This is a genomic window from Bradyrhizobium sp. 31Argb (genome assembly GCF_043638955.1).
In the GTDB taxonomy this organism is placed as follows: domain Bacteria; phylum Pseudomonadota; class Alphaproteobacteria; order Rhizobiales; family Xanthobacteraceae; genus Bradyrhizobium.
The window spans coordinates 1-11,760 of the sequence record NZ_JBEGDB010000254.1 but is presented as its reverse complement, the minus strand read 5'-3'; the positions used below and the strand labels follow the sequence as shown (position 1 = coordinate 11,760).

Annotated in this window: 12 protein-coding genes; 5 read left to right on the top strand and 7 right to left on the bottom strand. The window is 64.0% G+C overall.

Features of this window, described 5'->3' with window-relative positions; all coding sequences use genetic code 11:
• Window positions 1-97 precede the first annotated feature (97 nt).
• From AAFX91_RS32820 to AAFX91_RS32795, 6 genes are all read right to left on the bottom strand, one after another.
• On the bottom strand, window positions 98-355 hold the full coding sequence (locus AAFX91_RS32820) for a YodC family protein (RefSeq protein WP_130582645.1): 258 nt from the start codon (window positions 353-355) through the stop codon (window positions 98-100).
• A gap of 118 nt (window positions 356-473) precedes the next feature.
• On the bottom strand, window positions 474-1,235 hold the full coding sequence (locus tag AAFX91_RS32815) for an HAD family hydrolase (RefSeq protein WP_130582644.1): 762 nt from the start codon (window positions 1,233-1,235) through the stop codon (window positions 474-476).
• Complete coding sequence (gene hemF / locus AAFX91_RS32810; protein ID WP_394569340.1) at window positions 1,219-2,106, bottom strand: oxygen-dependent coproporphyrinogen oxidase; 888 nt, start codon at window positions 2,104-2,106, stop codon at window positions 1,219-1,221. The genes AAFX91_RS32815 and hemF overlap by 17 nt, the downstream gene beginning before the upstream one ends.
• Before the next feature lie 3 nt (window positions 2,107-2,109).
• Window positions 2,110-2,475 carry a 6-pyruvoyl trahydropterin synthase family protein gene (locus AAFX91_RS32805; protein ID WP_394569339.1) on the bottom strand — a complete coding sequence of 122 codons (366 nt, stop codon included), beginning with the start codon at window positions 2,473-2,475 and terminating at the stop codon, window positions 2,110-2,112.
• A 16-nt stretch (window positions 2,476-2,491) separates the two neighbouring features.
• Complete coding sequence (gene queE, locus AAFX91_RS32800; RefSeq protein ID WP_130582641.1) at window positions 2,492-3,124, bottom strand: 7-carboxy-7-deazaguanine synthase; 633 nt, start codon at window positions 3,122-3,124, stop codon at window positions 2,492-2,494.
• Window positions 3,125-3,134: 10 nt separating this feature from the next.
• Window positions 3,135-3,590, bottom strand: a complete 456-nt coding sequence (locus AAFX91_RS32795) for a tRNA (cytidine(34)-2'-O)-methyltransferase (RefSeq protein WP_130582640.1) — start codon at window positions 3,588-3,590, stop codon at window positions 3,135-3,137.
• A 276-nt stretch (window positions 3,591-3,866) separates the two neighbouring features.
• Between AAFX91_RS32795 and petA the strand changes: the two genes are divergently transcribed.
• The 3 genes from petA (at window position 3,867) to AAFX91_RS32780 (ending at window position 7,330) form a co-directional block, all read left to right on the top strand.
• A complete protein-coding gene (gene petA, locus AAFX91_RS32790; RefSeq protein ID WP_130582639.1) occupies window positions 3,867-4,397 on the top strand; it encodes a ubiquinol-cytochrome c reductase iron-sulfur subunit in 531 nt (176 codons plus the stop codon).
• A gap of 61 nt (window positions 4,398-4,458) precedes the next feature.
• Complete coding sequence (locus AAFX91_RS32785; protein WP_130582638.1) at window positions 4,459-6,531, top strand: cytochrome c1; 2,073 nt, start codon at window positions 4,459-4,461, stop codon at window positions 6,529-6,531.
• A gap of 124 nt (window positions 6,532-6,655) precedes the next feature.
• Entirely contained in the window at window positions 6,656-7,330 is a 675-nt protein-coding gene (locus AAFX91_RS32780) for a dienelactone hydrolase family protein (protein ID WP_130582637.1), read from the top strand.
• Window positions 7,331-7,493: 163 nt separating this feature from the next.
• Here the strand turns inward: AAFX91_RS32780 and AAFX91_RS32775 are convergent, their stop codons facing one another.
• Window positions 7,494-8,495: a VOC family protein gene (locus AAFX91_RS32775; protein ID WP_394569338.1), complete on the bottom strand. Its 1,002-nt coding sequence runs from the start codon at window positions 8,493-8,495 to the stop codon at window positions 7,494-7,496.
• A 324-nt stretch (window positions 8,496-8,819) separates the two neighbouring features.
• Between AAFX91_RS32775 and AAFX91_RS32770 the strand changes: the two genes are divergently transcribed.
• Window positions 8,820-10,982: an anthranilate synthase component I gene (locus AAFX91_RS32770; protein ID WP_394569337.1), complete on the top strand. Its 2,163-nt coding sequence runs from the start codon at window positions 8,820-8,822 to the stop codon at window positions 10,980-10,982.
• Window positions 10,983-11,001: 19 nt separating this feature from the next.
• The gene (locus tag AAFX91_RS32765) at window positions 11,002-11,541 is read left to right on the top strand and encodes an adenine phosphoribosyltransferase (RefSeq protein WP_208821721.1); all 540 of its coding nucleotides are present in this window, start codon (window positions 11,002-11,004) and stop codon (window positions 11,539-11,541) included.
• The last annotated feature ends 219 nt before the right edge of the window (window positions 11,542-11,760 follow it).

Genomic DNA, 11,760 nt, shown 5'->3' with positions numbered 1-11,760 from the left:
GAATCCGCCAACAACCTGCCCGTTCCATCCAATTCAACCCGCGCCACGACGCAGGTTTCATGGAATCGGTCGTCTAGGCCGCATCGCAGGCAGGGACTTAAGCGACCTTGTCCTTGCGGCGATCGTCTTCGTCCTCATCGTCTTCTTCGTCGTCTTCTTCGTCTTCCTCGTCGTCGTCCTCTTCCTCGTCATCGGGAATGGCGGCTTCGAGGACGGCAACGGGAAGCGTTTCCCGAAACAGATCGCCGTCGATACCCATCCATACGCACTCGACGGAATCCTCGTTGACTTCCGCAACCGTAATCGGGTGCCCGCCCGATTTCAGCATCACCACATCGCCTGGTTTTAGTTCCATGGTCCACCCTTCGCCTTGATTGACGCGCGGGCACGTTACAGAGCTGTCATGACAGTCCGATCACGAGGGATCGCCGCTACAGGATTTTGATGGGGATTACGGCGAAGCGCAGGGTTCGCTACCGATTCGCGCCGGGCAGCAGTTCCGTCAGGGAGCGGATGATGCGATTCGGCCTGATCGTCGATCCCGCCGGCAGGCCATCCCCGTGCACGTCGATCCAGATCGAGTAGATGCCGAGCCGCTGCGGCGCGACGACTTCCCATTCCAGATTGTCGCCGACCATCCAGGTGTCCGCTGCGCTGACGCCGAGCGCATCCATGGCGTGCAGATAGGCGCGCTCTTCGGGCTTGCCGAAGCCATGCTCGCCTTCGATCTGGATGTGATCGAAGCGGTGAGTCAGTGCGAAGCGCTCGATCTTGGCGCGTTGCATCAACGCGGCGCCGTTGGTGACGAGCGCGAGCTTGATGCCGAGCGCCCGCAACCCGTCTATGGCGTCGTGCGCGCCGGGAAAGACGAAGATGCTTTCCTCGCGAAACGTCGTGAAGCGGTCGGCGATCCGGACCGCGAGATCGTCTGAAACGGACGGGTGACCGCTCGCACGAAGCGCGGCAAAGCCGCCCCTGACCGTTTCGCGGCGCGCTTCCTCGAGCTTCAATCGCCAGATCGGCTCCGCCGTGGACCAGAATTTCCGGGCGAAAGCCAGGATCGCGGCGGCAACCACCGGCGGATCCATCGGCGTCAATTCATCGGCGAATTCAGCCGCGATCGTGTTCCAGGCGATCTCGGGCCGGGCATAGGCCGACAGGATGGTGTCGTCCATGTCGATCAGCATGGCGCGGGGGAGTTTGGTCACGATGGCGATCTCACGGCCATTTCGCATGCGGCGGCATCGACGACAGGATCGAATCGACATTGCCGCCGGTCTTCAGGCCGAAAATCGTGCCGCGGTCGTAGAGCAGATTGAACTCGACATAGCGCCCGCGCCGGACCAGTTGCTCCTCGCGGTCCTCAGCGGTCCATGCTGTCGCAAAATTGCGCCGGACCAGTTCGGGATAGATATTCAGGAACGCGCGGCCGACATCCTGGGTGAAGGCGAGGTCGGCGTCCCAGTCGCCGCTGTCGTGCCAATCGTAGAAGATGCCGCCGATGCCGCGCGCCTCCTTGCGATGCGGCAGGTAGAAATAGTCGTCGCACCATTTCTTGTATTTCTCATACGGCGCGATCCGCGCATGCGCATCGCAGGCTGATTGCATCGCGGCATGGAAGGCGAGCGTATCCGGATCGTCCTGCGTGCGCCGCCGCTCCAGGACCGGCGTGAGGTCGGCACCGCCGCCGAACCACGCCTTGGTGGTGACGACGAAGCGGGTGTTCATATGCACCGCCGGCACGTTCGGGTTGTGCAGATGCGCGATCAGCGAGATGCCCGAGGCCCAGAAGCGCGGATCATCCGCCGCGCCCGGGATCTGGGCGCGGAATTCGGGGGCGAACTCGCCATGCACGGTCGAGCAGTGCACGCCGACCTTTTCGAACAGGCGCCCGCGCATCAGCGACATCACGCCACCGCCGCCGGGCTTGCCGGTATGGTCGGTGCGTTCCCACGGCGTGCGCACGAAGCGCCCGGCTTCGCCTGGATAGAGCCAAGCAGGCGCGTCATCCTCCAGCCGCTCAAAGGCCGCGCAGATATCGTCGCGCAGCGTTTCGAACCAGGTTTTTGCGCGCGCCTTGCGCTGTTCGATCGCGGATTTTTCCATGACTTAGGCTTCCGGTCCGAAATAGGTGCAGCTCTCGTTGCAACTGTCGCGATGCACGCTGACGCGGCTGACCTTGCCCGCATGCTGCACCCGTTCGAAGATGAATCGCGACAGGTTTTCAAGGGTAGGCAGTCCAAGCGCCTCGATCTTGTTGAGGAACTTGTGGTCGAGCGTCTTCTGCACCTCGGCGATGCGGCGTTCGAGCAGGCCTAGGTCAAGCACCATGCCGGTCGCTGGGTCCGGCGTTCCGCGCACCGTCACTTCCGCACGAAACGAATGGCCATGGATCTCCTGGCTGCTCGCGCCAAGGGTCGTTCCGGAGAGCGCATGCGCCGCCTCGAAGCGGAACGATTTCGTCAATTCCCACATCCTGAAAGTCCAACTCCTATCTGATGCCCAGCGTCTTGTGCGTCTGCACGCTCAGCCGCCATTTAGGGTGTTGCAAGCAATACTCGACCGCGCGCGCGGTGTTTTGAATTACATCAGGCCCATCCATCGGCTGCAGCGAGAAGCGCTCGAAATCGAGATCGACGAAGCGTTCCGGCGCGGCGTCCTGTTGCGGATAGACGAGCTTCAACTCGTTCCCCTTCCGCACCACGAGTTCCGCGCCCGCCTTCGGGCTGACGCAGACCCAATCCAGCCCGTCTGGCGGTGTGATCGTGCCATTGGTCTCGACGCCGATGGCAAAGCCGCGCGCATGCAGCGCGTCGATCAGCTCGGTGTCGACCTGCAGCAGCGGCTCGCCACCGGTCAGCACGACATAGCGGCCGACATTATCGCCCGTCCATTGCGCGCCGATGATATCGGCAAGTGCTGCGGCACTCGCATAGCGGCCGCCGAGCGTGCCGTCGGTGCCGACAAAATCGGTGTCGCAGAATTGGCAGGTGGCGCTGGCGCGGTCCTGCTCGCGGCCGCTCCACAGGTTGCAGCCGGCAAAGCGGCAGAACACCGAGGCACGGCCGGCATGCGCGCCTTCGCCCTGAAGGGTAAGAAAAATCTCCTTGACCGCGTAGCTCACGGAATCTCCTTCAGCTCAGGCTGCGGGTCTGCCGCACGGCCTCGCCGATCGCCAGCGCCGCCGACATCGCGATATTGAGCGAGCGCATGGGCGGCTTGATCGGGATCACCAGCCGCGCATCGGCGGCCGCCACCACCGCATCGGTGACCCCTGCGGATTCGCGCCCGAAGAGCAGTATATCGGAAGCGGCATAGCGAAAATCGAGGTAGGAACCGGCGACCTTGGTTGTGAACAGTATCAGCCGATAGCCAGCCTCGCGGCGCCATTGCTCGAACTTCGTCCAGGAATCATGGCGCGTCAAACGGACGTGGTCGAGATAGTCCATTCCCGCCCGGCGGAAATGCCGGTCGGAGGTCGGGAAGCCTGCCGGCTCGATGATATGAGCCGCCACATCCAGGCAGGCGCAGAGCCGCAGGATGGTGCCGGTGTTCTGTGGAATATCGGGCTGGAAGAGCGCGATCTGCATGGCCGTGGCGCGGGGTTAAGTCTCGACGAAATGTCTCAAGAAAACAACGTTCGTCGCTCATTTCGTGCATTGCACGCCTGCGAGCCGATAGCGGGCTTGCGCTCGTCCGGCAAGGGTGCCAATAGAACGATTCTGGACTGCTATTCCGCCAGTAGGGAGGAGGGATAGTGGTTTTCTGCCGCCGCGGGGGGCCGCGGGCGCCGGCAGACCTCCCGGTTGCAATGGGCGCCACCGGGGCGGTTCCACCGGCTGCAGACAAGGAAAGGGCTTGGAATCGTGACGACAGCGTCTTCGGCGGACCATCCGACACGCCGTGATTTCCTTTTTGTTGCAACGGGTGCTGCTGCTGCGGTGGGTGCAGCTGCGACGGTCTGGCCATTCATCGACCAGATGAACCCGGACGCGGCGACCATCGCCGCCGGTGCGCCTATCGAGGTCGATCTGGCGCCGGTCGCCGAGGGGCAGGACATCAAGGTGTTCTGGCGCGGCAAGCCGATCTATATCAGCCACCGCACCAAGAAGCAGATCGACGAGGCGCGCAGCGTTCCGCTCTCGAGCCTGCCCGACCCGCAGACCGATGAGGCCCGGGTCAAGTCCGGCCATGAGCAATGGCTGGTCGTCATCGGCATCTGCACCCATCTCGGATGTATCCCGATCGCCCATGAGGGCAATTACGACGGATTTTTCTGCCCCTGCCATGGCTCGCAATACGACTCCTCCGGTCGTATCCGCCAGGGGCCCGCGCCCGCCAATTTGGCCGTGCCGCCTTATCAGTTCGTTTCCGACACCAAAATCCAGATCGGCTAAGTTTCGGCCCAGCCCGAGGCTTCGACCGATCGCGTCGTCTTTACTTCTCAGGATCGCATCAATGAGCGGACCATCCGATTTTCAGCCGACCAATCCCGTCTTGAGGTGGATCGAGCGGCGACTGCCGATCTTCGGCCTCATGCACTCCTCCTTCGTGGCCTATCCCACGCCGCGCAACCTGAACTACTGGTGGACCTTCGGCGCCATCCTCTCGATGATGCTGGCGGTGCAGATCCTGACCGGCGTGATCCTGGCGATGCACTATACCCCGCATGCTGATCTCGCCTTCAGGTCGGTTGAACTCATCATGCGCGACGTCAATTACGGCTGGATGTTGCGCTATATGCACGCCAGCGGCGCCTCGATGTTCTTCATCGCCGTCTACATCCACATGTTCCGCGGCCTGTATTACGGGTCGTACAAGGAGCCGCGTGAGGTACTCTGGATTCTCGGGGTCATCATCTACCTGCTCATGATGGCAACTGGTTTCCTGGGCTATGCGTTGCCTTGGGGTCAGATGAGTTTCTGGGGCGCCACCGTCATCACCAACCTGTTCTCCGCCGTGCCCTATTTCGGCGAGAGCATCGTGACGCTGTTGTGGGGCGGTTACGCCGTCGGCAACCCGACGCTGAACCGCTTCTTCTCGCTACACTATCTGTTACCCTTCGTGATCGCCGGCGTGGTCGTGCTGCATGTCTGGGCGCTGCATGTGGCGGGCCAGAACAATCCGGCCGGCGTCGAGGCCAAGACCGAGAAGGACACGGTCGCCTTCACGCCCTACGCGACGATCAAGGATCTGTTCGGCGTCTCCTGCTTCCTGATCTTCTTCGCCTACTTCCTCTTTTACATGCCGAACTATCTGATGGAGGCGGACAACTATATTCCCGCCAATCCGGGCGTGACGCCGGCGCATATCGTGCCGGAATGGTACTACTTGCCGTTCTACGCGATCCTGCGCTCGATCCCGAACAAGCTTGCGGGCGTGGTCGCGATGTTCTCGGCGATCCTAGTGCTGGCGTTCCTGCCGTGGCTCGACAGCGCCAAGACCAGGTCGTCGAAGTATCGCCCGCTGGCCAAGCAGTTCTTCTGGATGTTCGTCGTCGTCTGCGTCCTGCTCGGCTATCTCGGGGCGCAGCCGCCGGAGGGCATCTATGTGATCGCCGGCCGTATCCTGACGGTCTGCTACTTCGCGTACTTCCTGATTGTGCTGCCGCTGCTCTCCCGGATCGAGACGCCGAGGCCGGTGCCGAACTCGATCGCCGACGATGTGCTGGCGAAGACGGGCCGCAAGGCCGCGCCGATGGTCTCGGCCGTGATCGCGATCATGGTTGCGGGCGGGCTCTTGGTCGGCGGCGCGCAAAGCGCCAAGGCCGAGGGGGGCGAGGTGGCACCGCCGGCGCAGAAGTGGTCGTTCTCCGGCCCTTTTGGCAAGTTTGACCGCAGCGCGGTGCAGCGCGGGTTGCAGGTCTACAAGGAGGTCTGCGCGACCTGCCACAGCCTGTCCTTTGTCGCGTTCCGCAACCTCGCGGATCCCGGCGGGCCCGGCTATTCGACGGCCCAGGCCGCCGCATTCGCCTCCGACTACAAGATCAAGGATGGCCCGAACGACCAGGGCGAGATGTTCGAGCGTCCGGGCCGGCCCGCTGACTACTTCCCGTCGCCGTTCCCGAACGAGCAGGCGGCTCGTGCGGCCAATGGCGGCGCGGCTCCGCCGGACCTGTCGCTGATCACCAAGGCCCGTTCCTACAAGCGCGGCTTCCCCTGGTTCGTCATCGACTTCTTCACCCAGTACCAGGAGCAGGGCCCGGATTACGTCACCGCGATCCTGGAAGGTTTCGAGGAGAACCCGCCGGCCGGCGTGACCATTCCCGAGGGCTCCTACTACAACAAGTACTTCCCGGGCCACGCCATCAAGATGCCGAAGCCGCTGAGCGACGGTCAGGTCGCCTATAGCGATGGTTCGCCGACCACGGTCGCGCAATATGCCCACGACGTCACGACCTTCCTGATGTGGACCGCGGAACCGCATATGGAAGCGCGCAAGCGGCTCGGGCTTCAGGTGTTCGTGTTCCTGATCCTGTTCTCGGTCCTGATGTACTTCACCAAGAAGAAGGTCTGGGCCAACGCGCACTGATCGCGCTTTCGGCAACGTGATTTGAAAAAGCCCCCGCGGGGGCTTTTTTGCTGGCGCGATTGCGTCTCGCGCGCTGAGTAGTCAAGATACTCGCAACCCCCTCAGAAACATTCCGGAGGAATTCATGGGCACCACCATCACCTTCAAGCGTCCGGACGGCAAGGACGCAGGCGGTTATCTCGCCAACGCGGCGCGCGGCGATGCGCCGGGCGTGGTCGTGATCCAGGAGTGGTGGGGCTTGCAGGACCAGATCAAGGGTATGTGCGACCGCTTCGCGCGGGCCGGCTTCGACGCGCTGGCGCCCGATCTCTACAAGGGTACGGTGGTGCCGTATCACGACACCGATGCCGCGGGTCGCGAGATGAACTCGCTCGACTTCATGGACGCCACCACGCAGACCGTACGTGGCGCCGCGCAATATCTGGCGCGGAACGGCGCCAAGGTCGGCCTCACCGGCTTCTGCCTTGGCGGCGCGGTGACCGTCATCGGCGCCACCAAGATTCCGGAACTGACCGCCGGTGTCGTGTTCTACGGCATCCCGCCGGAGCAGGCGGCAAAGCCGGCCGACGTCAAGATCCCGCTGCAGGCACATTTCGCCAACAAGGATGATTGGTGCACACCGCAACTGGTCGACACCTTCGAGAAGGCCATGAAGGCCGCCGGCAAGTCGCTCGAGCTCTTCCGCTATGACGCCGAGCACGCCTTCGTCAACGAGCAGCGCATGTCGGTGCACGACCGCCAGGCCGCCGAGCTCGCCTGGGACAGGGCGACGGAGTTCTTCAAGAAGCATCTGGGCTGATGGGTGCATCCCCTCATCCTGAGGAGCGGCGTCTTCGCCGCGTCTCGAAGGATGAGGCCGACGGCGGGGCCTCATGGTTCTCCGAGCGATGCGCAGCATCGTCTCGAGACGGCGCAAGCGCCTCCTCACCATGAGGGATTTGCGCTGACGGCTCGTGGCAGCCTTAGGGTTTTCCGGTCACCCCGTCCCACCACGGACAGGTGCCCGACATCAGCTTGAAATTGCCCTGCATCACCTGCACCGGCGCGCGGCGGCCCTGGGCGGCGGCGTGCATTCGCATCTCGCGAGCGAGTTCGCGGTCCTTGGCCGGCAGCCAGACGCGCTCGTGACCCCACAGGCTCGGGCCGTCCCGCATCTCGTATGGCTGCCACGTCGCCGGATCGATCTCGCGGCCGCCCCAGCCGCATTCGATCATGAAGGATGACGGCGTCCTCGCGTAGAACGAGGTCATGAAGTCATTGGTGTGGCGGCCGAGCGAGGTGCCGATGCGATCGGGCTGGCTCAGCGCCACGTCGTAGGCCTGCCCGACATCGTCGAGCGAGAACATCTCGACCATCAGATGGTGCATGCCGCTCTTCCCGGTCTCGATCAACGCGAGGCTATGATGGCGCGGGTTGACGTGGAAGAAATAGGCGCGAAACGGCTGCAGGATGTAGTCCGAAAGCCCGAAGCCGAGCACCTCGACATAGAACGCCATCATCGGATCGATGCGCTCGACCGTCAGCACGGCATGCCCGAGCCCGAGCCGGCCGGTGCGGAAGCCAGAGATCGCGCGGCCCGGCTTGAACGGCGTGGCATCGATCTCCGCGCCGCAAAACGCTTCCAGCCGGTTGCCTTCGGGATCGTGGAAGGAGATCAGCCCGAGCACATGCCTGGCATCGGCGAGCGCTTGCGGCTCCGCGGTCACCGCGACGCCGGCTTGCTCGAGCTGGGCGGCGAGCTCATCCAGTGCCGCCGCATCCGCCACCTCCCAGCCGAAGAAGCGCGATCCTTCCGGAGCGGCGCGATCGATCACGATGCGTTGTTTGCGGTCGTCCATCCGGAAGGTGAGCAGGGAATTGCCGCGCTCGACCGCCTGCAGGCCGACGAGGGTGGTGCCGAATTCCCGCCAGTCATCGAGTTCGGCCGCGCCAAACCCGGCATATCCGAGACCTGATAGCCCCATATGCGCCTCCACCGTTGTCCATTGGGGCGGTTGGTCCGCCACTCCTTGGGATCAAACTTACGCGAATTCGCCGGCCTTCAAACCCCAAAGATGGATTTTTGGGCAGGCCAGCGGCCGTGCCCGTCCCTTGACATCGCCCCCGCCGGGTGGTGATTAGCGCGGTATGAGCACCGTTGCCGCCCATCCTGTCTTTGGTGGCCCACCTTCTCATAGGTGGCCGGTGCGATTTCATTTAAAATATCGTCGAAGGTCGCCATCGCAGTGCGACGGTCCCTTCGGTTGTCCCGTGTGGCGCTCCCTCGTTAAGTCTCGTAAGAGGAACACATGAACAGGACAGTCTTCTCCCTGCCGGCGAAAAGCGAGTACCGCACCAGTGGCGGGCTTGCGGTCACCCGTGTGGTCGAACAGTTCACCGGCAATGCCGGCCGGCTCGACGACCTGATCGATCTGCTCGACCGCCGCCGCGGCGTCGTGCTGTCCTCGGGCACGAGCGTGCCCGGGCGCTACGAGAGCTTCGATCTCGGCTTCTCCGATCCGCCGCTGGCGCTGGAGACATCAGGCACGAACTTCTCGCTATCAGCGCTGAACAAGCGTGGCGAGGTGCTGATCGCCTTCCTCGGCGATGTCCTGCGCGAGCCCTGCGTCGTCATCACCGAGAAGAGTGAGGCGCGCCTCGCAGGCCATATCATCCGCGGCGAAGCCCCGGTCGAGGAAGACCAGCGCACCCGGCGCGCCAGTGTGATGTCACTGGTGCGCGATCTCGTGGCGGCCTTCTCGTCCAGTGCCGATCCGCTGCTCGGCCTGTTCGGCGCCTTCGCCTACGACCTCGTGTTCCAGATCGAGGACCTCGTGCAGAAGCGGCCGCGCGAGGCCGACCAGCGCGACATCGTGCTTTATGTGCCCGACCGGCTGCTCGCCTATGACCGCGCCACCGGCCGCGGCGTGGTGCTGACTTACGATTTCGCCTGGAACGGCAAGTCGACCGAAGGCCTGCCGCGCGAGACCGCCGAGAGCCGCTATCTCAAGGCGGGTCGGCAGGGTTTCGCCGATCACGCGCCCGGCGAATACCAGGCGACCGTGGAACTCGCGCGTGCGGCGTTCGCCCGCGGCGATCTGTTCGAGGCGGTGCCCGGCCAGCTCTTCGCCGAGCCCTGCGAGCGTTCCCCGGCGGAAGTGTTTCAGCGGCTGTGCCGCATCAACCCGTCGCCCTATGGCGCGCTGATGAATCTGGGCGAAGGCGAATTCCTGGTGTCGGCTTCGCCGGAAATGTTCGTCCGCTCCGATGGCCGGCGCGTGGAGACCTGTCCGATCTCGGGCACGATCGCGCGCGGCAGCGATGCGATCGGCGATGCCGAGCAGATCCGCCAGCTCCTGAACTCGGAGAAGGACGAGTTCGAGCTCAACATGTGCACCGACGTCGACCGCAACGACAAGGCGCGCATTTGCGTGCCCGGCACGATCAAGGTGCTGGCGCGGCGCCAGATCGAGACCTACTCAAAACTGTTCCATACGGTCGATCACGTCGAGGGCATGTTGCGTCCGGGCTTCGACGCGCTCGATGCCTTCCTCACCCATGCCTGGGCGGTGACCGTGACGGGCGCGCCGAAATTGTGGGCGATGCAGTTCGTGGAAGACCACGAGCGTTCGCCGCGGCGCTGGTATGCCGGCGCCATCGGCTGCGTGAATTTCGACGGCAGCATCAATACCGGGCTCACGATCCGCACCATCCGCATGAAGGATGGGCTCGCCGAGGTTCGCGTCGGCGCCACCTGTCTCTTCGACTCGGATCCGGCGGCCGAGGACCGCGAGTGCCAGGTGAAGGCCGCAGCCCTGTTCCAGGCGTTGCGCGGCGACCCGCCGAAGCGGCTCTCCACCATTGCCCCCGATGCCACCGGCTCCGGCAAGAAGGTGCTCCTGATCGACCACGACGACAGCTTCGTGCATATGCTGGCGGATTATTTCCGCCAGGTCGGCGCCGCCGTCACCGTGGTCCGGCACATCCACGCCCAGGAGATGCTGAAGCAGAAAAGCTGGGATCTCCTGGTGCTCTCGCCCGGTCCGGGGCGGCCGAAGGATTTCGGGATCTCGAAGACCATCGGCACCGCGATCGAGAAGAAGCTGCCGATCTTCGGCGTGTGCCTGGGCGTGCAGGCGATCGGCGAATATTTCGGCGGCCAGCTCGGCCAGCTCGGCCAGCCCGCCCATGGCCGTCCCTCGCGCATCCAGGTGCGCGGCGGCCGGTTAATGCAAAATTTGCCGAACGAGATCGTGATCGGCCGCTACCATTCGCTTTATGTCGAGCGCCAGAGCGTGCCTGATGTATTGTCGGTGACGGCGACCACGGAGGACGGCATCGCGATGGCGATCGAGCACAAGACCTTGCCGGTCGGCGGCGTGCAGTTCCACCCGGAATCGCTGATGTCGCTCGGCGGCGAAGTCGGCCTGCGTATCGTGGAAAACGCGTTCCGGCTAGACACCAGGGCGTAAGGACGAAAGCGAGACAGCAATGACGTTTGACCTCGACCTGAAGGCCGCCATTCGCACCATTCCGGACTATCCGAAGCCCGGCATCCTGTTCCGCGATATCACCACGCTGCTCGCGGATGCCCGCGCCTTCCGCCGCGCGGTGGATGAATTGGTGCATCCCTGGGCCGGTTCGAAGATCGACAAGGTCGCCGGCATCGAGGCGCGCGGCTTCATCCTCGGCGGCGCGGTCGCGCACCAAGTCTCGGCCGGCTTCGTGCCGATTCGCAAGAAGGGCAAGCTGCCGCATACCACGGTGCGGATCGCCTATTCGCTGGAATACGGCCTCGACGAGATGGAGATGCATGCCGATGCCGTGCATCCCGGCGAGCGCGTGATCCTGGTCGATGATCTGATCGCCACCGGCGGCACCGCCGAGGGCGCGGTCAAGCTCTTGCGACAGATCGGTGCCAACGTCGTCGCCGCCTGCTTCATCGTCGACCTGCCCGAACTCGGCGGCGCCGCCAAGCTGCGCGCAATGGACGTCCCTGTGCGGACGCTGATGGCCTTCGAGGGACACTAAAAGTCACCTCGCCCCGCTCTTGCGGGGAGAGGTCGGCGCACAGCGCCGGGTGAGGGGACTAGCCGCATACTCTCGTCCATCGAATTCGTGGAAGCAGCCCCTCACCCCAACCTTCTCCCCGCAAGAGCGGGGCGAGGGAGCACACCTAGTGGTCTATCACAGTGATTTTGACTCTTTGGGGGTGGCTGGATAGGCGCGGCCGAGTTTGGCGCGAGCTTT